The sequence below is a fragment of the Okeania sp. SIO2F5 genome, from assembly GCF_010692685.1.
In the GTDB taxonomy this organism is placed as follows: Bacteria; Cyanobacteriota; Cyanobacteriia; order Cyanobacteriales; family Microcoleaceae; genus Okeania; species Okeania hirsuta.
Genome location: NZ_JAAHGU010000003.1, coordinates 79,395 through 102,597 on the forward strand (window position 1 = coordinate 79,395; position 23,203 = coordinate 102,597).

The window sequence follows — 23,203 nt, forward strand, 5'->3', positions numbered from 1 at the left end:
TCACTCCGCTCCTCAATGAAACGGGACTTGCCAAGTCTACCTCACCACCAACATATCTTCTATCCAACGATAATTCTTTGGAATATCAAACAGTGGTTTGGGCTTGACACTATGTACAGTCAGATTTTGTGCCATAACTTCTATCAATGAAAGTCTTAGTATCGTGGCAGTGTCGATGGAGCTAGAATATAAATGCCAATGGTACTGTTCAGAGTTAGTAGTAGTAGATAGATTTTTTCCATCATCAAAGACTTGTTGCAGGTGTGGTCACGTCCAAGATATGCCGTTAAGCCTGAGAACGTATGANACGCATCCTTAAAACTTTAACCTTTAGCGATCGCCTAATTTATGAAAAATACAGCTCATACAGTTACTTTTATGTTACATTATCAATATTTATGTAATATGTAAAGATGCCAGCGCTCATTGCTATACTTCCAGCAAAATCAATAGCCAATTTTAGACAGCGTTTTGGGTTTGCTTATGGAAAGTCTTATGGGTGAGGGTAGGAGACAGGAGACAGGAGACAGGAGAAATGGGAATCAGCGAGGAGGTAGGAGTAAAAATTGTCAATTTGGGATTTTTCTGCACTTTGGAGGAGGGAAAGCAGAAGGCAGAAAGCAGAAGGTAGAAGGGAAAGAAAAGTTCAAAGGGAGTTATATCATGTCCGGATAATTAGTTATAAAAAAACTTTCTCCTTCAACTCTAGTTCTTCCTCTTCCTTCTTCTTTCTTCCCTCCTGACTCCTGACTCCTGACTCCTGACTCCTAATAAATAGCTTAGTTATTTGTAGCAAACATTTATCGCGCTTGGTATTAGTACCTAATTCTCGGATCGATATAAGCATTTAAAATATCAATAAAAATACTAACTACCACAACAATTCCGGCAAAAAATACAACAATTCCCTGTACTGTAGGATAATCTCGCGAACTAATTGCTTCATATAATCTATTCGCTAAACCAGGCCAAGAAAAAGTTACTTCGGTTAATATTGCTCCTCCTAATAAAGCAGCAAAAGTCAATCCTAAAATTGTAATTACTGGAATCATGGCATTTTTGAAAGCATGAGCAAATAGTATTCTTAATTCAGGAACGCCTCTTGCTCTAGCAGCTTCTACATAATCAGATTTTAATGTTCGTTTGAGATTAATTCTGACTATTCTTTCAAAAATACCACTGAGCAAAATTCCTAACGTTAAACTCGGCAAAGCTAAATAATATATAGAGGTGAAAAAATGACTTATATTACCACTAAAAATACTATCAACTGTGTATAAACCTGTAATACTTGGAGGTGGATTTTCAGTAATAGGAAAACGAGTACCTAAAGGAAACCATTTTAACTGTACTGCAAAAATTAATTGTAAAATCATGCCAGCCCAGAAAGGTGGAACTGCATAAGTAATAATTCCAAATAAACGCCCACCAATATCTAACTTGGTATCAGGGTGAGAAGCTGCAATAGAACCCACAGTAATACCAACAATTAGAGCGATCGCCATACTAAATACTGCTAATTCTACAGTGGCAGGAAAATAATTTTGAATAATTTGCCAGACTGACTCCCCGCGAGTGGTCATTGATGTACCAAGGTCAAAACTGAGTAATTTTCCTAGATAATTAAGATACTGTTCCAGTAGTGAGCCATCTAAACCAAGTTCTACTCTTAGAGCTTCTTTTGTTGCTTTTGATACTTTTGGTCCAAGAATAGCATCTACAGGGTCTCCCGGTGTTGCTCTTAATAACAAGAAAACTAATGTACTAATAGTCCATAACATAAGTGGGGCTAATAGCAAACGTATTAATATATAAGAATATAGGGCTTTAGAGCGAGACATTATTTCAAGTTAAAGAAGGAAGAAGGAAGAAGGAAGAAGGAAGAAGTAAGAAGGAAGAAGGAAGAAAAAAATGGATGGGAACTCAAACCCCAACCAATTCAACACCGTGTAGAGGGTGGGGTATAAACCCAAGATAAAAAAATAATTTCTACTCTTATTCTTCCTGACTCCTGAATTATTTTAACCCTTCTTCTTCCTTCCTAAAAATAACATCTGCAACTCGACAAACTTCAGACATTTCTTTAACATCGTGAACTCGTAAAATATCTACAGACTCAGCGATCGCCGCCACACAACCTGCAGCAGTTCCCCAAACTCTTTGTTTAGCATCAGGTTGATTTAAAATTTTACCAATAAAACTTTTACGAGATAATCCTACTAAAATCGGACAATTTAAACTTTTAAACCTTGATAAATTGCGGATAATTTCTAAATTTTGTTCGTAATTTTTAGCAAAACCAATACCAGGGTCAATAATAATTTTATCCCTTTCAATTCCCGCTGTTATAGCAGCCTCTATTCGACTCTCTAAAAATTGATATATTTCCCCAATTAAATCTTGATAATCTGTCAATTTTTGCATTGTTTTTGGCGTACCCTTAATGTGCATTAATACAATCGGCACTTTGAGACCAGCCACCACTGAAAACATATCTGAGTCATAAGTTCCCCCAGAAATATCATTAATTAAATTAGCACCAACTTCCACAGCTTTTTGTGCAACTACTGCTCTAGTTGTATCAACAGAAATAGGAATTTCAGCACAAATATTTTGCTGATTTCTTAATAACTTAATTATTGGTAGAACCCGATTAATTTCCTCCTCCAGAGAAACAACTTCAGCCCCTGGTCGAGTAGATTGACCGCCAATATCAATCATATCAGCACCAGATTCTACCATTTTTTTTGCTTGTTTTAAAGATGTTTCTAATGTATTAAAATCACCACCATCACTAAAACTATCTGGCGTTACATTCAAAATGCCCATAATATAGGTACGTTTTCCCCAAACAAAATTTTGATAGTAATTGTGCATATTTGATGATGTTTAATAATTAAGGTTTGCTGAATAAAGTATGAGTGGTAGGGGTAGGAGACAGGAGACAGGAGACAGGATAAATGGAAATCATAGAGGAGGTAGTCGTAAAAATTGTAAGAGTGATTTTTCTGCCATAATCATCCCAAAATACTAGCTTTGTTGCAGCTCTTTATACCGAAAAGCTTGCACTTTTTAAAGGCAAAAAAAGGCTGAAACCAATATCATTCAATGCTTTGATATTTAATCAGCAAGCCCTAATTAACCCACTAACAGTTTAGATGATTTATGAGAATTTATTTTAGGATAATTTAAGCAAAAGGGAAGAAAAAAATTGTCAACTATAACTGTTAGTAGAACAAAAACTAGGTCGAAGAATTAAACCAAATCTATACATGATAGTGAGGCTTTATTCTCCATAATTATTACAGAAAAATCAAGGTATAAAGCCTCTCCATTCATGGAGAAAAAGAAAAAAATTCCTTTTAACCCAATCCTCTCCTTGAAAAGAAGAGGTAATTCTAAATTATTAATTCTTAATTCTAAATTATTGAACACCAATTTATAGTTATGTTATAGTGCAAATTGTTTAGGAAATTAGTAAATTTATATTTCTATTTTGCTGTAACATACTCTTTTTTCCTCCCTTTTTTAATTTCTCAAAGAAGTCTAATTAATCATCAATAATCCTGAAATTATTTATAATTAATTAGACGAGAAAAACTATCTGGCATTAAACTTGCTCCCCCAACTAAAGCACCATCAATTTCTGGTTGAGCCATAATTTCATCAACATTATTAGGTTTAACAGATCCACCATATTGAATAGTGACATTAGAATTAGTTAACTTACTACGAATTAAACCAATAACACGGTTAGCTTCTGTAGCTTCACAAGTATCGCCAGTACCAATTGCCCAGATAGGTTCATAAGCAATTACTAGATTTTCCTGATCCACATCAATTAAATCTGTGGCCAACTGAGAAAAGATATGTGATTCTGTTTCATGAGCAGCTCTTTGCTCCTTAGATTCTCCCACACAGAGAATAGGGGTTAAACCATTCCTCTGAGCAGCTTTTAAGCGCAAATTAACTGTTTCGTCAGTTTCACCAAAATGTTGACGACGCTCACTGTGGCCAACAATTACATAACTAACTCCAATTTCCTTCAGCATTGGGCCAGAAATTTCTCCTGTATACGCTCCCTCCTCTTCCCAATGAACATTTTGGGCACCCAACTTTATCCGACTCCCATGCAAATTTTTTGACATAAAATCTAGTGCAGTAAAGGGAGTGCAGAGAACTACTTCAGGTTTTTCAGGGATTTCTGTGAGTTGAGACATCAAACCCTGGAGAAACTCTTTAGCTTCTGCTTGGGTTTTGTACATTTTCCAGTTCCCAGCAATTATAATTTTTCTCACTGTTGATTTTGTAGACCTCAAACTTGACTATCTGCAACACTCCAGTCTAAGGCTTTATGAGTCCTTTTTCTAGACTTCAAAGAATAATTGTTTTCCTCATCACAATTGTGTTGATTGGGATGGTGTTATCCTACTGGCCAAATTCTAATCGAGCTTGCTCAACTATTTCTGCTGTGACGACTTCTTGCTCTGCTTCTCTGGCCAAATCTTCAATTCGCTTTCTTGCCTGAGCTCGAACAAAATAGGGAATGTTTTTTAATTTAATTTGAGCTTCTGGCGTCCATTGTAATTCGTGATTAAAATTAGAATCAGTCATATTAAATCTTCCAGCATAGGTTTATCTGCCAGGGATGAAAATCTCTAGCTAATTAAGGAAAGTTCTCTTAGATTAGAACTCATATTACTTTATTATTTTTATTAGTCCATTTTAACTTAACTTTGTATTCTCAGAAATTCCAAACTAACTATTAGGAAAATTTTAGGGAACTGGAAATATAAAATTTACAGCACTTTTTAAGATGGTGAGGTACAGTTCCATATTAATCTCTATTCCCGACTTCCAATTTGGTACCTTTCTCCTGCCTTATTATACCAATTTAAAAAAAGAATGTTACTAATAATAAGTGCGATCTAAATACTTTAAAGAAAATGTCCCTTTGAGAAAAAAGAGAATTTACTAGCTCAAAACTGGTATTGAAGTCATTCATTCTGTACGTCGCCAATCCGACAGCTCCCCTACCTGACTCCTAAGAAATACCCTAGCTATTTGTAGCAAACATTGATGAAATTGGTATTACTCAGACTTTCTCTAGAAAAATTGCGATCTAAGTACAGAGGAATTTGAGCATGAGAATGCGATCACATACCATGGGACACCATTACCCTCAATGTCTTCCCCAAAAGCTTGTCTGTTCCCTGCTATAGTTATATATAGTATGTTTCATATCAGTGAGGTACATCTGGCGGGCAAGATGCCCGCATTTTATTGTTAATATTTGTAGATCATATACCACCGAATCTCTTGTAAAACTTAAGAATAATATATAAATGTGATGACAAAACTACATATTTATGAAGCAAAACAAGCCTCAAGATTTCGAGAACTACAAAATTCTTTACGCGATCGCTGGGAAAGTATAGATTTATGTGACCATGGTGACTCCGATATTTTGATTATTCCTTCTGTGACACTAGACCAACGGGAATTGCAAAAGATAGAGGGCAGTCATAATTATGAAGAACGATATCTATTTTCTTTGATTCGTCTACGTAACCCCAGAACTAGACTAATTTACATTACTTCCGAACCTCTGCACCCGAGCATCATTGACTATTACTTACAACTATTACCAGGAATCCCATTTTCCCATGCTCGCGAGCGACTACTCCTATTTGCCACCTATGATACTTCTGCAAGACCTCTAACAGAAAAAATTTTAGAACGTCCACGCCTCATTGAGCGTATTCGTTTAGCATTGCGCCGGGATAAGTCCTACATGGTTTGTTATAACTCCACTTCACTTGAGCGAGAGCTATCCCTACAGTTAGGTATTCCTCTATTAGCATCAGACCCAGATTTGAATTTTTGGGGGACTAAAAGTGGCAGCAGGCAGATATTTACTGAGTGTAATATACCTCATCCTGATGGGAGTGAGTTAGTTTGGAATGTTGATGATTTGGCATTAGTAACAGCGCAGTTATGGGAGCGTCAACCTCACCTACAACGAATTGTGATTAAGTTGAATGAGGGATTTTCAGGGGAAGGTAATGCGTTGTTAGACTTACAACCATTGCACAAAGAAGTGAATAGTGATATGGTGACAGCAATACGCGATAGTTTTAGCACACTGCGCTTTCAGTCTGGTGATGAAACTTGGGAAAATTTTAGTCAGCGTATTTTTGAGTTAGGAGCGATCGCAGAAGCTTTTATAGAAGGAGATGTGAAACGTTCGCCAAGCGTACAAGGTCTGATTAATCCCAAAGGAAAAGTTGAAATTATTTCTACCCATGACCAAATTTTAGGTGGACCTGATGGGCAAATTTTTCTTGGTTGTCGTTTTCCTGCTGATGAAGCTTACCGATTACAGTTACAAGAATTAGGTATGAAAGTGGGAAAAAATTTAGCGGAAAAAGGTGCTTTAGATAGATTTGGTGTGGATTTTATTGCTGTATATCAAGGTGAAAATGCTACCCCAAAATGGGATTTATCTGCAATTGAAATTAACTTGCGTCGTGGTGGTACAACTCATCCATTTATGACATTAAAATTATTAACAAATGGATATTACGATCGTACTACTGCTTTATTTTATAGTCAGCAGGGACGGGCAAAATTTTACAAAGCTACTGATAATTTACAAAAAAGTCCTTATCGGGGTTTATTACCTAATGATTTGATGGATATTATTGCCTTTAATCAATTACATTTTGATAGCTGTACTGAGACCGGAACTGTATTTCACATGATGGGTTGTTTATCACAATTTGGCAAATTAGGTTTAACCAGTATTGGTAATTCTCCTGAACAAGCGGAAGAAATTTATCAAAAAGTTGTTAATGACCTAGATATTTCTTGTCAAACTTCCAGTAAGTTTGGTGTTCAACATTTCGGTTTTAGTTCTTTCTAGAGAAAAATTATTGAAGAAGGAGTCAGGAGTCAGAACTCAGGAGTCAGGAGGGAAAATTGCATGGGGATTCTAACCCCAAACAATGAGGTAATAATTAATTGGCTTGCGCTCAAAAGTCTTTTAGTAGGGGTAGGAGACAACCCACCCCTCGCCCCTCCCCCTCCCAGGAGGGGAATACAGGAGACAGGAGTCAGAACTCAGGTGGAACGGGGAATTATAGAGGAGGTAGGAAGAAAAGTTATCCCAAGATTGTTCTGTCATAATCGTCCCAAAATACTAGCATGCATGAGCTTTTTACACCAAAAAGCTTGCACTTTTTTCGACCAAAAAAGGCCAATACCAATATCAATCAATGGTTTGAAATTTAATCAGCAAGCCCTAATTATTAATTATTAATTATTAATTATTAATTATTAATTATTAATTAATGAATACTACTTTCCCATATTCCGCTTCATTTTTTCTAATTCTTCATCTGTTTCTAGACTTTTAAACTGTTCTTCCAATGGGTCTAATGAATTAGCAAAATTATAGAAATTGGTTTGATTCCAGCCATCGGTTTCCCAGCGTCTTTCATTCTTAGCAGTATAACGGTTAGCTTCAGCTTGAACAGCTTTTGCTCGTACTTCCTCCCGACGTTGTTTAATTTGACGATAGAGTTCTTTCGCTTGTTGGATGCGCTGCTTACATCCTTGCATCTGTCCCCAATGTTGATTACCTTGGCGTAAAAAAAATGCTTCCCTTTCTTGAGCCGCGTGAGCTAGGTCTGGTCGATTAGCTGTTCGTGCTTTTTCCACTCGGTTATGCCAACGCTTCACTTCTTGCGCTGTTGAAAGAATATCTTGCTCTAATTTTTTTTCTTGGCGCTGGAGTTGCGCTATTAGACGCAAAGTATCTTCTTCTTGTTTGCGTAGTTGCTCTTCGAGTGCCTGAAGTTCTAAATGAGGATTATTCCGCAGAAACTCTTCAAGCCGATTTTCTAGAAATTCGCTGAAATCGTCAAATAAACCCATAGTTAAGATTACATAAAATTAAGAGTATTAGGCAGTGGAAAATTTAACTTTTAATTAGCTATCAGCATTTCAGCTTTCAGCTTTCAGCACGCTAACAGCTTGAGTTTAAATCCCCGACTTCTAGCTTGTCGTTTAATTTCTAAGAGGGGTAGCGTATCCCCTTCTCAAAAGCTTATTGCTAAACGCCGATAAGCTGTTTACTGAGCATTCCGGACCGAAACGAAACGCTTTTTAACTTATAGAACTTGAAATTATAGCAGGGAACAGTGGGAAAAACATTGTCTAGCATAAGCCATAACCACTATGGCTATTGCTATACTAACAGCTATCACTAAAACTGTTGCCCTACAAAAACAGAACGAACTTCACCATTACGGCGAATTACAGCTTCTTGGTTTGCCACATTAACAAGAGTCCAACCACTACCACCAATATTCTCGCCTACATATATCCGACGCGCTACACCCTCAATTTCAAATAAAGCAGCCGAACGTTCCCCTAACTCCAAAATACCCACTAAGGTATTAATAGGAATCTGAACTTGACTTTCTGCCACTGCTTTCGTCGCAGGTATTTCTGCTGGCGGTGGAGGTAATTGTAATGGTTGTGTTGGCGCTTGTGACTCTTCTGATTTTGCTTCTGTTTCAGATTGAGTTTCTGCTTCTGGTTTAGTTTCAGGTTGGGACTGGGATGATGCTTCCGGTTGGCTTGTTGCTTCCGGTTTTGTTGCTACTTCTTGTGTTGGTTTAGCTTTCTCTTCTACTTTTGCCGTTTCTGCTTTTGCCGTTTCTGGTTTAGCTTTCTCCTCTACTTTTGCCGTTTCTGCTTTTGCCGTTTTTGTTGCTTCCGACCTTTCTGTAACGTTTTCAGCAGCATCTGCGGAGGCAGAAGCATTAGATGCAGATGCTGCTGATGGCTTTGGGGAAGATTCGGTAGACTTTGGTGCTACTGCTACTGCTGAAGGTACAACACTTGGCACTGGAGGAATTACCACCACTTTAGTTTCTGGAATAGTTATAGGTGCTTTTGCTACTTGTGCCTCCATGAGATCAACCAGTCGGTTGAGCGGTAATAGTAAGCTAGTGTTTGTTGGTTGGTTTGCAGGTACTGGTATTGTTGGTAAATTGTTGCTTGGTGGGGCGGGTGGTATACCAGGAATTTGTTGTTGTTGTTTGCGAGTTGCTTCTTTTTGTTCAATCATTTGGAGCGATCGCTCTATATATTCAGCAAATTCTTGATCTGCTACTGCTCTAGGACTTAATGTTTCTGATGATTCATTTAGCTTTTCTACATAACCTAAATAACCCAAAATTTTATCGAGTCCTCCCCTAGTTACTAACCACAAAGAAAGGGTGACTAATATAGAGGCAAAAGCTGCCCCTAAAAGTAGTTTATCTAACGATTTGCTTTGTTTTTTTTCTGCTTCTAATTTAGCTAATTTTGCCTTTTCTTCTTTGTCAATTTCTTGAGGTTGAGTATTATTTTGAGGCAGAACAATTTGAGGAACCTTAATTTGCGTTAAAGAGACAACTTCTGGTCTAGCTACTTGAGTCGGTAAGCGACTACCACCATCCAATACTCGGTCAATATCACGGAACATATCGTCCATCAAATTCTCAGCAAGATTATCTACCGAAATAGGCTCTTTAAATCTTGTTTTTTCTGAATTTTCTTCAGTTTTTTGGTAGTTCGTGGTCATATTCTTTTTTTACTCCCTATCCTCAATAATTTTTGATTTAAGAGTTTGTTTAATTTTGATTCGGATATTTTAGTTTATCAATATTATCTAGTAACTGTGTCTCATAATGATATTAATTATAGACATTTTAACTATAGTTTATAAGTTGTTCAGCATTTAAGCTATATATCTTAATTTTGGAAAAGGGAACAGGGAATACCGGAGCTGGCAAGGAGGAATATATAATCTAAATTAGTTTACTACATAACTCTACTATCATTATTTTGAGTTTTTGTCAACAATTACTTGACTATTGGGCCAAATTTCAGATTTATTTGTAGCAGTGTTGGTTGTTTAGAAATTTGGTACAGCAATCTTTGTCAGCGCTCAATAATTAACAATTAATCATTACCTATCCTGAAAATTATAGGATTAGCGAACATATTTTTTTTACTTCTTTAAAAAACAGGATTAAAATCTTAATTATTCTGTAAATTATGCTCATCTAGTGAATATTTATAGAGAGATATTATTGATTTTTTTTTGTAAAAAAACTAAGATAGATATTGAGAAAATAATAGATAAAAAATAGAGGTCTATTGAACCAGACATGATATTACTTTTAAGTTGCTACAGGCAAGCGACCTTCAACTCTCTGATATTGCTTGGTTAAGAGCCAGGTTTGACTGTCTTCGTAGGTATCACTAGAAAAAGATAGTTGATAATTTTCAGCGGGATTATAAACATAGCTTTGACCTGAAATATTGGTAATTAAAATTAACACTTGAAGGGGAAAAGCAGTGCGGTCAATCCAAAGTTCGGTAAACTGTAAATTGAGAGCTAGGTCTGTCTGAGTTTCTGTTTCTGGTAGGTCTTCGACTTGTTGGAAGCGTTGTCGTAATTTTGTTAATATAGTTTCATCGCTACTTTCTACATCGTAAGCGCTGCTATCTACGGCACGAACGATTATATTTGGCTCTTGTCCGTTGTCTGGATAGTATAGGTTATGGAAACACTAGAAGAGGCTCTTATAATAGTCAACCAACTTTCCATCGAACAAAGAGAAATGTTATTAGAAATTGTTAAAAATCAAATGATTGAAGATAGTCGAGAGGAAATAGCTCAAGAAGTAAAAGAAGCGATCGCCTCTTTTCATAGAGGAGAATTACAATCTCAGTCTATAGAAAATATTATCGCTGAGTTACAAGCAACTTTAACAGAAGATTAATAAGAAAAATTGTTTTGATCCCAAAATTTAAACGGTCATTTCGTAAATTTGTGAATAAACATAAAACATGGTTAATAAAATTACCGATCTAAAATTACTGTATGAAGAAGATTATTTTCTGTGGTTAGAAGAAACAATCAAACTACTAAATAATCGTCAATTATAAAACCTAGATTATGAGAACTTAATTGAGGAGTTAGAAGCATTGGGTAGAAGTGAAAAAAGTGCTGCTCAAAGTTTCGTTATTTTAATTCTTCAACATCTTCTCCTTTATCAATATTGGTCAGAAGAAAGAGCTAATAACTCTAGCCATTGGTGTGGATAAATTTTAACTTTTCGGGCTCAATTAGAATTAAAAATCACAACAAATTTACGAAATTATTTAGCTGAACGACTTGACTATCTTTATGGCAAAGCTAGAAAAATTGCTCAAGCTAAATCGAGACTTCAGTTACCAGAAATTAACCCTTATTCTCTGGAACAGATATTGGATGAAGATTGGTTACCAGAGTAGTTATTCAACATCTCTTCCTTTATCAACATGAGCATCAGTTACATACATAATTGTTTCACGGTTCATATAATCAACTAATCAACTAAAAGGTAAACCCACGCGGGCAAGATGCCCGCACTGGCAACATTTAATTGTTAATATCACTTCCAAATAAAGACTCTAAATTACGATATCCACTAACTATTCTCACGATTTCTATTTCTACCTCAGTTACTTGATAAAAAATAATATAACCATCTAAGGGCACACCTCTTAAATTAGGTATTATTTGAGCATAACTTCGCCCCATCTTAGGAAAGTTAATTAAGTTTTTACACTTATCATCAAAGCGTTTAATAAAACGTTCACCTGCTTCTACACTAAAGTTACTAAAATAATCAGAAATCTCATCTAGATCGCGAATAGCTGCTTGAGATAAACTATATTTATTCACCTAAATTTTCCTCTCGCAACCGCTGAAATTTTTGCTTTAATTGTGCAATAACAATTTCTCCATCAACTTTTTCACCCCTTTCTAATTGTTCTAAACCTACTTTGACTTGAGCGCGAGTTTCATCAAGCCATTCTTGATAATCTTGTTCTTGTTTTTCTAATAGTTTTAAAGCGACATCAATGGCCTGTTGAATATTGGTATACCTTCCCTTAGTAATTTGGGATTGAAGAAATTTTTCTTGTTCGGGAGTTAAGATAATATTCATCATCCAATTTAAAAAATAAACTATATTTAATTCTATCCTTTATTCAGGATTTATCTTACAAAAAAAGAGCTAAAAAGAGCTGAAATAGAACGTAAGGATTCAGAAGTCAGAGTAACACACCAAAAATCAACAATTGTAGTCAACCAAAATAATCATTTTTTCCTTGCTTGACGCTTGGTTTTCCTTTCTATCAGTTTAACTCGAACTGCTTCATATCCTGGACAGGGAGGACTGGCCGCAATTCGCAATTTTTGCCAAGCGATCGCGATTCTGTTCTTCCCAATATGCTCGAATTTCTTCTGCCATCTTCAAAACTTCCTGATACTCTGCCTCAACTTCTACTTCAGGACTTACGCAAAGACACTATATGTAGTGTACAGACTTAACTTGAGTAGGTGTTACTCCATGTTAATAAATTTCACCTTCAAATAAATCATATTGCTTGTGGGATGTTAGTCTGGAATTTTTTAAAAAGATTAGCAGTAAAAATAGGAAAAACTATTTACAAAATCAAACATGAATTGCTCTCAGATTATCTGCTCCAAGAACTGAAGAAGCCTACAATAAAATTCAGGGCTGTTTTGATTTTATAGGTGTTTATTGCCCTTGTTTTAACAATGAGACCTGTCTTGAGGCGATCGCTTAAAAAATATTTATATAGTGTCCGTGCGTAAGTCCTGTGATAAATATTAAATAGTGTTAAGGAAGGGAACGGGAAAGATAGATAGATGATAAAAAGCCTTTGAGCCAAACCAACTTCCCAACGGGTCTACCTGGTACACCTCCTGATACCCCTCTAGGTCTAAGTTCAGTTGTCCAGGAGTCCCTTCCCTACCCTTTGGTTTGGCCTGAAAACCCTTAGTCATTTTGTCCAAAAAGCAACTCCCCCAATTACGGCGGGGAGTTGTCTTTTTCTTTTTAGGAGTATACCGCTTACAAAAGTCCCGATACCGTTTGGCACAATCCTCTAAGGTTGTGGCCAATTCCAGAAAAGCGGGATGCCATTCCGTCAAACCATCATCAGTCAATTGTGCATAGCTACCATAATTACTAAAAGCATAGGTAAACCCCAGACGTAACCCTGCAGCTTTGGGGTTGGCATGGATATAGCGCAGAGTCTTGAGAATTCGGTCGCGATCGCCGTTCGGAATGGCTTCACTAAAATACCGTTGCTCCCAAAAATGTCCAGTACGATGCAAAAATTGGTTCAATACCATAGCGCTATACCAGTTTAGCCAGTGCATCAGCTTGGGTAACTCCTCTGGATTTTCTGGCGATAATAAGTAATGGACATGGTTTAGCATAATGCAGAGGCCATAAAGCTGAAACTGAAATTTCTTCTTCACCTTGGCAATGACTTCTAATAAAAGTTCTCGGGTCGCACGTTTGGCCAAGTTAAATTCTTTATTATTGCAGCGCACCGTAATGTGGAAGGTGCAATTTGAGGGTAAATTTCTAGGTTGACGAGGCATCTCAGTTATCAGTTATCAGTAGTCCAGTAGAGTGTGTTTTGCTGCGCAAGATGTTTGCGGAGCATTCCGTCAGGAAAAAGCATAGCGTAACGCACTGCCTTTTCCATAATGTTCGGTGCCCTGCGACGAATTGCTACTGGACTATGGAAAAATTATTGAGATTTTTGTGGCGCGATCGCTAACTTTTTCACAAATAGACAAAAAATATGGTTAATCAAATTACCGATCTAAAATTACTGTATGAAGAAGATTATTTCCTGTGGTTAGAAGAAACAATCAAACTACTAAATAATCGTCAATTAGAAGACCTAGATTATGAAAACTTAATTGAAGAGTTAGAAGCATTGGGTAGAAGTGAAAAAAGTGCTGCTCAAAGTTTCGTTCTTTTAATTATTCAACATTTACTATTTTATCAATATTGGGAGGAAGAAAGAGCTAATAACTCTAGGCATTGGCGTGGATAAATTTTAACTTTTCGGACTCAATTAGAATTAAAAATCACAACAAATTTACGGAATTATTTAGCTGAAAGACTTGATTATCTTTATGGCAAAGCTAGAAAAATTGCTCAAGTTAAATCAGAACTTCAGTTACCAGAAATTAACCCTTATTCTCTGGAACAGATATTGGATGAAGATTGGCTTCCAGAGTAATTATTTAACATCTCTTCCTCTATCAATACGATTACACCACAATGTAGGGAAGTTCCATGGAACGTCCCTACAGGAATATCGTTCGCACTACTTATTGTTTTTGTTGTTTAATTTCTGCCAAAATTTCAGGTAATCTTTCTAAATCTGCGTCAGATAACTTACGCCCTGGTTTAGATGTCAGGCGATCGGCTAAGGCATAAAACGCCTCGGTATCGTCTCGATGAGCTAATACATAAGCTCGTAATTCTGATTCATTCATGGTTTGAAAATTAGGATGATTCATAGAATTTTTACCTCTCCATTTCTGTCAATTAAAACTTCGATATCTTCACCTGCGAGAATGAAAATATTATTGCTTCTTTCATCTAGTCTAACTAGAGAAATTGGTAAATACATTTGTGTAATTCTTTGGCACCAAATAAAACATTTAACCGCCTGTATTTCTGTGGGCATTAGTTCACACCTCATACCGTTCTAATAAACTTACCCATAATAGTATGAAGTAAGGCAGAAGGAGTAATTAAAAAAAAGGCAAAAACATGGGCAAAAAAACCTTTTTCTGTCATTGCAAGTAGGGTATAATGGCCATTCGCCCCTACTACGGTCTACCTAACCCAAAACAGTAACACACCGAAAATTAACTGTAGAACTGTCTAGTTCCTTAGTATAACACACCGAAAATTAACATTTTAGATGGTGCGTTACATTTCATTAACGCACCCTATAAAAACCTTTAACTTTTAACTCCCACAAGTCGATATTGCACTTCCAAATAAACCAATAAAGCATTAATATCTGCTGGATTTACTCCTCCAATTCTAGATGCTTGCCCAATAGTTAAAGGCTGAACTTTTGACAATTTTTCCCGCGCCTCCATCGACAATGTAGAAATAGCAAAATAATCTAAATTAGCAGGCAATTTTCGATTTTCTTGCCGACTAATTTGGTCGATTTGTTTTTGTTGTCTTTGCAAATAACCGGAATATTTAATATCAATTTCTGCTCCTTCTTTTTCAACTAATTTCAAATCTAAATTCCCCAAATTATACTTTTCTAAATCTACATAATGGAAACCAGGTCGGCGCAACAAATCGGCTAAAGTAATCGAACCTTTAATTTTTGTCTGAGTATCCGCAACAATATTAATAGCAACCTCTTCTAATTCTTTAATTCGAGTCGAACTTAACCGAGCTTTTTCAGCATTAATATTAGTTTGCTTCCTCTCAAACAACTCCCAACGACGGTCATCAATTAAACCAATTTCTCGACCAAAAGGTGTTAGTCTTTGGTCAGCATTATCGGACCGTAAAATCAAACGATATTCGGAACGACTCGTCAACATTCGATAGGGTTCTCGCAAATCTTTTGTACATAGATCGTCAATCAAAGTACCAATATAACTTTGTTCCCTGGGGAAAATAATCATCTCTTCATTCTTAACAAATTTAACCGCATTTATTCCCGCCACAAGACCCTGAGCTGCCGCCTCCTCATATCCAGTGGTACCATTAATTTGACCAGCACAAAATAACCCCTCAATTTTCTTAGTCATCAACGTCGGATAACATTGAGTTGCAGGCAAATAATCATATTCCACAGCATAAGCAGGTCGCAACATCACACAATTTTCCAAACCAGGCAAAGTCCGCAACATTTGTAATTGCAATTTCTCTGGCAAACCAGTAGAAAACCCCTGAATATAAAGTTCAGGAATATCACGACCTTCCGGTTCAATAAATATTTGATGACTACTTTTATCAGCGAACCGGACAATTTTATCCTCAATACTCGGACAATAGCGCGGACCTTTCGCATCCACCCACCCACCGTAAACAGGAGACAAGTGCAAATTATTGCGAATCAGTTTGTGAGTTTCTTCAGTAGTGCGCGTCAGATAACAACACATTTGTTCCCGTTCTACCCACACTTCCGGGTCGAAACTAAACCAACGCACTTTTTCATCCCCTGGTTGAGGTTCCAGGTCAGTGTAGTCAACAGAACGTTTATCAACTCTGGCGGGAGTACCTGTTTTCAGTCGTCCGGTTTCAAAGCCAAGTTTATTGAGGGTTTCGGTGAGACCAATAGCAGGAAATTCACCCGCACGACCTGCTGGCATTGATTTGTTGCCTACCCAAATAACTCCGCCGAGGAATGTTCCGGTGGTGAGGATAACAGCTTTACATTTGAAGGCAACACCGAAGTAGGTTTCTACTCCGATAATTTCGTCGTTGTCTCCCAGAATTAAATCTGTCACCATGCTTTCCCGGACTCGGAGATTTTCTTGGTTTTCCACAAAATTACGCATAACGGCGGCGTATTCCCGTTTGTCAGTTTGAGCGCGTAACGCCCAGACAGCAGGCCCACGAGATGAATTGAGGATACGTTTTTGGAGATAAGTGCGATCGCTCATTTTACCAATTTCTCCACCTAAAGCATCGACCTCGTGGGTAAGTTGAGATTTTGCGGGACCTCCAACAGCAGGGTTACATGGTTGCCAAGCTATTTTGTCGAGGTTGAGAGTGAGTAGGAGGGTGTGGCAACCGAGGCGCGCAGTTGCGAGAGCTGCTTCACACCCGGAGTGGCCTGCACCTACTACAATGATGTCGTATTCGTCTTGGAAATCGAAAGTTTTGGTCATTTCAGTTATCAGTTATCAGTTATCAGTTATCAGTACCGATCCCTAAAGTCGGAAGTCTGAAAACCGGAATTTTCTTTTTCATCCCCTTGAAAAGGGAGACTTGAGACCTAATTTTTGGGTCATGGTAAATGTCTGAGTTATAGCTAAGAAAGAATTGGTTAGGACATAGACTGATGATAAATCTTAGGCAGCGGAAATGTTTTTCCAACTGTCCCCCTGTTCCCTGCTATAGAAAGACATATAAATGATTGTAGCGATTAATATTGAATATTTTGTTTTTTGCAGACTATAGTCTGAAGACTAAATTACCAGAGAATCTTAAGATAATATCCAAATGTATTTTCAGCTCAAAGTGGGTTTAGCAGAAGCATTTGGAAGGGTTTTGAAGCAAAAACGGGAAGCTTTAAAGTTAAGTCAAGAAGAGCTTGGGTTTGAAGCTGGTTTACACCGAACTTATATTAGTCTTTTGGAGCGTGGTTTAAAGTCACCAACTTTAGATGTAATTTTTCGATTATCTAGTGCTTTAAATATTCTTCCTTCTCAGTTTATTGCAGAAGTTGAAAAACTTATTAAAACTACTTCAAGCTAGTAAAAAATAATGAAAATCTAGAAAATGGAGAGTTTATTAACTTCCCCAGAAGTTGAGACTAATAGTATCTATTTACAAGCTCGTCACGATGTTGAAGAAGCAATAAAACAAGTTGAATGGCCTGAAGGAAGTGGAAAATTTACTATCTATCCAGAAAGTGGTAAAAAAAGAGGAGAAGGAAACGGTGTTAAACCAATAAAAGTAAAACTTATCGAGTATTTACAAGCTAAAGGTTGGAGAAAAGAAGCTTCTATAAGCGATAACTTAGGAAATGTAGATGCTGTGTTTAATAGAGCAGGTAAAATAATAGCTGTAGAGTGGGAAACAGGAAATATTTCCTCAAGTCATCGCTCTATTAATAAAATGGCATTTGCTATTCAAAGACAAGATATTTTAGCTGGATTTTTAATAGTTCCTTGTCGGACTTTAGCAAAATATCTTACTGATAGAATTGGTAATTTTGAAGAACTGGAACCCTACTTTGATTTTTGGCGAAACTGTACGGTTTGCTATCCAGGTATTTTAAGCATTATTGGCATAGAATATGATGATACAAGTTATGATGTACCGAGAATTCCTAAAGGTACATCTGGAAGAGCAAAAAATTAACCTTCAACATAATCATTATTTTGATGATAATGTAAATTCCCCTCAGTTAACCTCTCAATAATTACATCACAATTTTGTATTTCTACACCTATCCAATTCCGACTATTTGCTTCACAAACTGCATAAGTTGTACCACTCCCACCAAATGGATCGATAATTAAATCTCCTGGTAAACTAGACATTTGAACAACTCGATCTAACAACTTAGTTGAAAGTTGATTAGTCTTTCGTTTTTTACTTTTAAATTTCCAATGACGTACAGGAGGAATATCATTCCAAACATCTGTTAAATTAACACCCAAGGGATTCATTGCCTGACGATGACCACCATAGTCTTTGATTTCCTTGCCACAATGACGACAAGTTTCTATAGGAGTTCTAATTTTTCTAAATACTTTTGGTTTACCTTTAGAATAATATAAAAGGCTGTAGTGACTGGGATAAAGTCTACCAGTTATTGGCATTCCAACTTTGAAATTAATTGTTATCCAATGACGAAAACTTAAACCACAATTTATCAGATGAGAGCCTAATAATATATTCCATTTAGGTAAATTATAAATAAACAAACTACCACCAGGTTTGAGGATTCGACAACATTCATCTATCCAGGCAAAACACCAATTCAAATATTCACTATCTGCCAGAGAGTCATTAGATTTATTGCCATAATTTTTCCCTAAATTAAAAGGAGGGTCGGCAAAAATTACATCAGCAATTTCATCTTTGATATTAGGTAAAATTTTTAGGCAGTCTGCCTCAAATAAAACACCTTGATTTGAACTAAAACATGGTTCAATTTTTTGGGCATCCTCAAAGTATTTTTCCCAGGAAAATTTACTGAGATTATTAAAGTTTAAAGAAAGTTGTTTTGCCATTTTACAATACAAAAGTAGGGGCAGGTTGATAACCTCCCCCCTAGACAAATTTAATGCTTTGACAGGCGCACAGTATTTCAACCATACTAAAGAAATGATATTTATTTCTTTTTCTCTAACTTACACTGCCATGACCGATATAAACCTAAACCACTAAAAACAAATAAACTCAGTACTCCCGTTGGTTCAGAAACTGGAACAGTTGCCAGTCCTCCATACTCAATATAATAACCTGATACCTGCCAATCATTATTGCTAGCTAAATCATTCCAAAAACCAGTTAAGCTAATTTGGGCAAAATCTTCACCATCATCAGTGTTAGGAGTATTGTTAGGCTCTAATATAGACCAATTTGCATAACTGTTATTAACAACTGAACCTTGAGGTGCAGCACTACCTTGCCAAAACTGCATTCCTGCTTCTGGGCCTGTAACCCATTTCCATACACCCTCTTCGCTAGCATCACTTGCACCGATCCATCCTTCGCTAACTTGATCTAAATCATTAGTAGCAATAGAATTAACAAAATCACTTTCTGCTGCTGAAGTGATGGTTACTAGATAACCTTGTAAACCATTAAAGTATTTATTTTCTGCTGCAATTTTTGCTTCTTGCCAAGTCAACCTTTCTGGGACAGATACATATTCATAATAATGTCCTGTATCTGAAAAAAAAAGAGCTGCTGAAGCTGTTTTGCTAATTCCTAAGCTGATTAAAATTGCACCAATAGTAGCAAAAGATAATTTTTTGATCATGGTATTTACAACTAATCTACGAAAATAAGTAGGTGGCCATAAATAAACGTTAAAACGAAAAATCAGAAAATGAAGTCATAAAGCACTCCTTATGAGGTTTTCACTGTTCTGAATCTTCATCGCTATACGGATAATTAAACCTACCTACTTAATCATTACATTTTTATTTAATGATCGTAAGTAACTTTACGAATGTTTATCAAAATTTTAAACTTGTAAGTAAGTTGGCATAAATAAACCAAACTATATAAAGAAAGATAAGTAAATACGGATAATGATGTCTAATAGATACGATCGACAAATTAAAAAGATATAAAATGATTTTTCTAGGGTTCCCTCTACCTTCTTTATTCAACTATTCCTGAGCAACCTCATCCTCTGAACTTTTCGGAAAATTTCCCTCCTGATAAGCAGTAATTTGCTCGTCACTCAACAAGTCCATAAAATCTGCTAACTCACTATAAGTAATACATCGAACTTCTGGTAAACCACAGACAGACTCAGCAAACCGAAACATTGCGTTCCAGTAAGCACCGTTATTCCAAGCTGAAAAATGATGCCCAATATCTATAGGAGCACGGTTGCCATTATAGTTTTTCTGGAAATATTTCATGTAAGTTTTCAGAGTATCCTCCTCATAACGTTTCGCATTACGAGGGTTTGGTTTTGCCTTAGAATGCAAATAATAAAAGTTATAATCCATTGACAGAACATTTTTTCCACGAGAATTAGTCAGACTAGCTAACGGAAAGTTCCAAATACCATTTTCCTTTCGCGGCCAATAGTTAGATAATGCTACTTTGCTGGTGTCATAGCGGAAACCATTTTTGGCTAAAACTTTATACAAACCCGGACTTCGAGCTAATAGTGGTGCGCGAAAACCTTCGATGGCAGTGCGATCAAATACTAGAGAACCTGGCAATTCATTAATTTTATGCGCTCCAAAGAAAAATTGCTCGAAATATTTAAACTCTTCGCTCCAGTCTTTCTCACTCCATTTGCTACCATCAAAATGACCTACTGCATGAGACCCGATCTCGTGACCTTCTTGATACGCGAGGTTAACCTGTTCAAGTCTGAGAGCAATATCTTCCGCTGTATCACCCCAACCAATATCCGACCGACCTTTTCCTTTACCACCGGGAGCATCGTAAAGTTTTCGTTTGTCTTTGCTGACAAAATATACTGCACTGACAAAATAAGTGAACCGCAGGTTAATGCCTTTTTTCTCCATTTCTTGAGCAAAGTTGCGCGATCTTTTCCAAGCGTCTAGGGAACTGGAACCATCAAATGCTAACATCACAAACTGGGGCGGTTTATCTATTTTGCTCACGATACCTTCATCTTGCATCAGTTTGTAGAGAAAACGTGCATTCCAAAGGTTCAACTGACAGCTATTTCCACCGTTAGCTTTGACACAAGCAGTGATTAATTCTTGAGGAAAAGGACCCATGACTTGGTTATTTTCGACGCAATAACCGATAATTTTGTTGAGGGTAGCTCCCTCCGGACATCTTCTGTTTCCATAAGCTTGGAGAAATAATTTTTCTGACCATTGGTTACTATTGCAACTGCCTCCACCTCCCCATTCTCGACATTTTTTAATCATTGTTGGAGTGAATGGTCCAAGAGCGTATTCACCGTTAGTATAGAAGTATCCACCTTTGTCGTTAATGGGCTTTTTTTCAAATTTTAATGTCTCTAATTTAGCAGTTTTATTGTTAGTGAGTGTAGGGTTGTCGGAAATATTTGATGTGTTGCTACAGGCAGATATTAAGATTAAAATACTGTAGATAAAAAGGCTATGGTATGATTTTAGTTTTTTTAGCACTTTGATATTTTTCACTCCTCTAATGTAAGCAATTCAGCGGTCAGCTATCAGCTATCAGCTTTATAGAATTAAAAGTATGAGTAATAGATACCCTACTTATTCTTTCTACCAAATTTCCAATCTTCTCCACCTGGTAATAAAGTCAAATTATCGCTAATAACTGCCAGCAAATCTTTAGTAGAATAAGTGTAAGTTAAGGCTAAAAAACTCTTAGCAGTTGTGATTATAGAATTCCTATCCACCATTTCCTTCCGTTGAAAGGGAGTGTAAACGCCATTTTCAACCTCCGCACTTGCATCGTCAATACCAAACTCAATCGCCTCTTCTAATATCTCATCCCATTCTTCTTCTTTAATGTAATAAGAAGTTTTATTTTCCTTTAAATTTAAGCTTTTAATTTTTCTAATTGAAGCCCGAATTGATGCAGCCCAGGAATTAGTGAATCGCCCTTCTACCTGATTTTTTATTAAGTGAATTAATACCACAGTTAAATAAGAATCTATCTTGAAAAGTGTGTCTTTTTTACTCATGGCATCCAGTTCGTCAATAATTGCTAAGGCATCGTGATTTCTACCTTCCATAATGCAAGTCCTTAAATCAATTAACTCTTGAGTTGTCATTAGTTATTTTTCTCCTAAAATTAACAATTAAAGATGCTACTTATTTCTTCTGCCAAACTTCCAATCTTCCCCACCTGGTAATAATGCTAAATTATCGTCAATAACAGCTAACAAATCTTTAGCAGAACAACTGTAAGTTAAGGCTAAAAAACTCTTAGCAGTTGCGATTACAGAATTTTTATCTACCATTTCCTCCAGTTTAAATGGACTGTAAGCGCCATTTTCTACCTCCGTGCTTGCATCACGAATAGCACGTTCTATAGCATTTTCTAACATCTCCTCCCATTCATTTTCTTTGATAAAATAAGAAGTTTGATTTGGCTTCAAATTTAAGTCTTGAATTTCAATAATTGCATTGCGGACGGACGCTGCCCAGGAATTAGTTAAACGTCCTTCCACCTGATTTTTTATTAAGTGAATTAACATCACAATTAAATAGGATTTGATTTTTCTAATGATGTCTTTTTTACTCATGGCATCCAGTTCGTCAATAATTGCTAAAGCATCGTGATTTCTACCTTCCATAATGCAAGTTCTTAAATCAATTAATTCTTGAGTTGTCATCAGTTATTTTCCTGTAAGTTATTGGTGGTTAAAAGGGGAGTATGGGAGTATTTTGTAGCATGGGAAAAATTAAAGACACAGCTCTAACAGAAGTAAATAACAAATCGGCGAAGTATCCGAAAAAAACTATCATAACCTCTTTGATTTTCCCTCTTTTTCTAGTTGTTTGTGGGTTTGGCGATCAGCGATGAAATCTTCTTCGTTGTAGTCTAAATCAACTCCTTTATAGTTAAGAAATTTATCTGCTTCTAAAGGGGTTGAAAATTCCAATAATTCTCGCAATTTACCGCTACTAATAGAACCTTCGCGATAAGCTTATACCACAATTATTTCGATTAGCTTACGTTCTAAATTTCCCCATTTTTCCTTTAGGAAAGAGGCAAGTTCGTCTGGTAAGAAAATCTGAATTTGCTGCATGAGTATTTCCTCTAGTTATTAACTTATCATATCATAAATGATGACTGGTAACTGATAACTGAAATGGTGTTATTCTCAAGAAATTTTCTGGTATAATACCAGCAACAGTCTCAAATAGTAA

Annotated in this window: 25 protein-coding genes and 3 pseudogenes; 8 read left to right on the plus strand and 20 right to left on the minus strand. The window is 36.4% G+C overall.

Annotation, left to right across the window (positions count from 1 at the left end; translation table 11 throughout):
- The first annotated feature begins 175 nt into the window (after nt 1–175).
- The gene (locus F6K27_RS01410; RefSeq protein ID WP_287284024.1) at nt 176–319 is read left to right on the plus strand and encodes a zinc ribbon domain-containing protein; all 144 of its coding nucleotides are present in this window, start codon (nt 176–178) and stop codon (nt 317–319) included.
- Nucleotides 320–679: 360 nt separating this feature from the next.
- Here the strand turns inward: F6K27_RS01410 and F6K27_RS01415 are convergent, their stop codons facing one another.
- From F6K27_RS01415 to F6K27_RS01435, 5 genes are all read right to left on the minus strand, one after another.
- On the minus strand, nt 680–847 hold the full coding sequence (locus F6K27_RS01415; RefSeq protein WP_161564580.1) for a hypothetical protein: 168 nt from the start codon (nt 845–847) through the stop codon (nt 680–682).
- Nucleotides 816–1,841, minus strand: a complete 1,026-nt coding sequence (locus F6K27_RS01420) for an ABC transporter permease (RefSeq protein ID WP_287274607.1) — start codon at nt 1,839–1,841, stop codon at nt 816–818. The genes F6K27_RS01415 and F6K27_RS01420 overlap by 32 nt, the downstream gene beginning before the upstream one ends.
- A 175-nt stretch (nt 1,842–2,016) precedes the next feature.
- Complete coding sequence (gene folP / locus F6K27_RS01425) at nt 2,017–2,877, minus strand: dihydropteroate synthase (protein ID WP_287274608.1); 861 nt, start codon at nt 2,875–2,877, stop codon at nt 2,017–2,019.
- Between the two features lie 695 nt (nt 2,878–3,572).
- On the minus strand, nt 3,573–4,298 hold the full coding sequence (tpiA, locus tag F6K27_RS01430) for a triose-phosphate isomerase (protein WP_287274610.1): 726 nt from the start codon (nt 4,296–4,298) through the stop codon (nt 3,573–3,575).
- Between the two features lie 130 nt (nt 4,299–4,428).
- On the minus strand, nt 4,429–4,614 hold the full coding sequence (locus tag F6K27_RS01435; protein ID WP_124154833.1) for a PCP reductase family protein: 186 nt from the start codon (nt 4,612–4,614) through the stop codon (nt 4,429–4,431).
- A gap of 736 nt (nt 4,615–5,350) precedes the next feature.
- On the opposite strand from F6K27_RS01435, the gene F6K27_RS01440 reads away from it, so the two are divergent.
- Both F6K27_RS01440 and F6K27_RS01445 read left to right on the plus strand, forming a co-directional pair.
- The gene (locus tag F6K27_RS01440; RefSeq protein ID WP_287274727.1) at nt 5,351–6,925 is read left to right on the plus strand and encodes a peptide ligase PGM1-related protein; all 1,575 of its coding nucleotides are present in this window, start codon (nt 5,351–5,353) and stop codon (nt 6,923–6,925) included.
- A gap of 60 nt (nt 6,926–6,985) precedes the next feature.
- Nucleotides 6,986–7,321 carry a hypothetical protein gene (locus F6K27_RS01445; protein WP_124145494.1) on the plus strand — a complete coding sequence of 112 codons (336 nt, stop codon included), beginning with the start codon at nt 6,986–6,988 and terminating at the stop codon, nt 7,319–7,321.
- A 38-nt stretch (nt 7,322–7,359) separates the two neighbouring features.
- On the opposite strand, the gene F6K27_RS01450 is transcribed toward F6K27_RS01445, so the two are convergent.
- The 3 genes from F6K27_RS01450 to F6K27_RS01460 all read right to left on the minus strand — a co-directional run bounded on the left by F6K27_RS01450 (nt 7,360) and on the right by F6K27_RS01460 (nt 10,400).
- Entirely contained in the window at nt 7,360–7,938 is a 579-nt protein-coding gene (locus F6K27_RS01450; protein ID WP_287274612.1) for a TIGR04376 family protein, read from the minus strand.
- Nucleotides 7,939–8,269: 331 nt separating this feature from the next.
- Complete coding sequence (locus F6K27_RS01455) at nt 8,270–9,637, minus strand: hypothetical protein (protein ID WP_124145492.1); 1,368 nt, start codon at nt 9,635–9,637, stop codon at nt 8,270–8,272.
- Between the two features lie 601 nt (nt 9,638–10,238).
- Complete coding sequence (locus F6K27_RS01460) at nt 10,239–10,400, minus strand: hypothetical protein (RefSeq protein WP_287274614.1); 162 nt, start codon at nt 10,398–10,400, stop codon at nt 10,239–10,241.
- Nucleotides 10,401–10,622: 222 nt separating this feature from the next.
- Between F6K27_RS01460 and F6K27_RS01465 the strand changes: the two genes are divergently transcribed.
- Nucleotides 10,623–10,844: a hypothetical protein gene (locus F6K27_RS01465; RefSeq protein WP_287274615.1), complete on the plus strand. Its 222-nt coding sequence runs from the start codon at nt 10,623–10,625 to the stop codon at nt 10,842–10,844.
- A 178-nt stretch (nt 10,845–11,022) separates the two neighbouring features.
- Nucleotides 11,023–11,358 (plus strand): annotated as a pseudogene (locus F6K27_RS01470) (DUF29 domain-containing protein); the annotation flags it as partial.
- Between the two features lie 127 nt (nt 11,359–11,485).
- Here the strand turns inward: F6K27_RS01470 and F6K27_RS01475 are convergent.
- From F6K27_RS01475 to F6K27_RS01485, 3 genes are all read right to left on the minus strand, one after another.
- Entirely contained in the window at nt 11,486–11,791 is a 306-nt protein-coding gene (locus F6K27_RS01475; RefSeq protein ID WP_287274617.1) for a type II toxin-antitoxin system RelE/ParE family toxin, read from the minus strand.
- Nucleotides 11,784–12,059, minus strand: a complete 276-nt coding sequence (locus F6K27_RS01480; RefSeq protein WP_287274619.1) for a type II toxin-antitoxin system ParD family antitoxin — start codon at nt 12,057–12,059, stop codon at nt 11,784–11,786. Before F6K27_RS01480 ends, F6K27_RS01475 begins: the two co-directional genes overlap by 8 nt.
- A 686-nt stretch (nt 12,060–12,745) precedes the next feature.
- Nucleotides 12,746–13,528: a transposase gene (locus F6K27_RS01485; protein WP_287274621.1), complete on the minus strand. Its 783-nt coding sequence runs from the start codon at nt 13,526–13,528 to the stop codon at nt 12,746–12,748.
- 206 nt (nt 13,529–13,734) lie between these two features.
- Here F6K27_RS01485 and F6K27_RS01490 point away from each other — a divergent pair.
- A pseudogene (locus F6K27_RS01490) lies at nt 13,735–14,181 on the plus strand (DUF29 domain-containing protein).
- A gap of 91 nt (nt 14,182–14,272) precedes the next feature.
- Here F6K27_RS01490 and F6K27_RS01495 read toward each other — a convergent pair.
- The 3 genes from F6K27_RS01495 to mnmG all read right to left on the minus strand — a co-directional run bounded on the left by F6K27_RS01495 (nt 14,273) and on the right by mnmG (nt 16,819).
- On the minus strand, nt 14,273–14,464 hold the full coding sequence (locus F6K27_RS01495) for a DUF6887 family protein (protein WP_287274623.1): 192 nt from the start codon (nt 14,462–14,464) through the stop codon (nt 14,273–14,275).
- Complete coding sequence (locus F6K27_RS01500; protein ID WP_287274625.1) at nt 14,461–14,634, minus strand: DUF6888 family protein; 174 nt, start codon at nt 14,632–14,634, stop codon at nt 14,461–14,463. The genes F6K27_RS01495 and F6K27_RS01500 overlap by 4 nt, the downstream gene beginning before the upstream one ends.
- A gap of 280 nt (nt 14,635–14,914) precedes the next feature.
- Nucleotides 14,915–16,819, minus strand: coding sequence for a tRNA uridine-5-carboxymethylaminomethyl(34) synthesis enzyme MnmG (mnmG, locus tag F6K27_RS01505; protein WP_287274627.1), 1,905 nt, complete (start codon nt 16,817–16,819; stop codon nt 14,915–14,917).
- 334 nt (nt 16,820–17,153) lie between these two features.
- On the opposite strand from mnmG, the gene F6K27_RS01510 reads away from it, so the two are divergent.
- On the plus strand, nt 17,154–17,408 hold the full coding sequence (locus tag F6K27_RS01510) for a helix-turn-helix domain-containing protein (RefSeq protein ID WP_287274628.1): 255 nt from the start codon (nt 17,154–17,156) through the stop codon (nt 17,406–17,408).
- 24 nt (nt 17,409–17,432) lie between these two features.
- On the plus strand, nt 17,433–18,017 hold the full coding sequence (locus F6K27_RS01515; RefSeq protein ID WP_287274630.1) for a restriction endonuclease: 585 nt from the start codon (nt 17,433–17,435) through the stop codon (nt 18,015–18,017).
- Here F6K27_RS01515 and F6K27_RS01520 read toward each other — a convergent pair.
- From F6K27_RS01520 to F6K27_RS01545, 6 genes and pseudogenes are all read right to left on the minus strand, one after another.
- Nucleotides 18,014–18,895 (minus strand): site-specific DNA-methyltransferase, encoded by an 882-nt coding sequence (locus tag F6K27_RS01520; protein WP_287274631.1) that lies wholly within the window; start codon nt 18,893–18,895, stop codon nt 18,014–18,016. The genes F6K27_RS01515 and F6K27_RS01520 overlap by 4 nt on opposite strands.
- 101 nt (nt 18,896–18,996) lie before the next feature.
- The gene (locus F6K27_RS01525) at nt 18,997–19,650 is read right to left on the minus strand and encodes a lectin-like protein (RefSeq protein WP_287274632.1); all 654 of its coding nucleotides are present in this window, start codon (nt 19,648–19,650) and stop codon (nt 18,997–18,999) included.
- A 355-nt stretch (nt 19,651–20,005) separates the two neighbouring features.
- On the minus strand, nt 20,006–21,481 hold the full coding sequence (locus F6K27_RS01530) for a hypothetical protein (RefSeq protein ID WP_287274634.1): 1,476 nt from the start codon (nt 21,479–21,481) through the stop codon (nt 20,006–20,008).
- Between the two features lie 92 nt (nt 21,482–21,573).
- Nucleotides 21,574–22,101 (minus strand): DUF29 family protein, encoded by a 528-nt coding sequence (locus F6K27_RS01535; protein WP_287274636.1) that lies wholly within the window; start codon nt 22,099–22,101, stop codon nt 21,574–21,576.
- 36 nt (nt 22,102–22,137) lie between these two features.
- The gene (locus tag F6K27_RS01540) at nt 22,138–22,665 is read right to left on the minus strand and encodes a DUF29 family protein (RefSeq protein ID WP_287274638.1); all 528 of its coding nucleotides are present in this window, start codon (nt 22,663–22,665) and stop codon (nt 22,138–22,140) included.
- Nucleotides 22,666–22,794: 129 nt separating this feature from the next.
- Nucleotides 22,795–22,968, minus strand: a pseudogene (locus tag F6K27_RS01545) (UPF0175 family protein); the annotation flags it as partial.
- Nucleotides 22,969–23,203 lie beyond the last annotated feature (235 nt).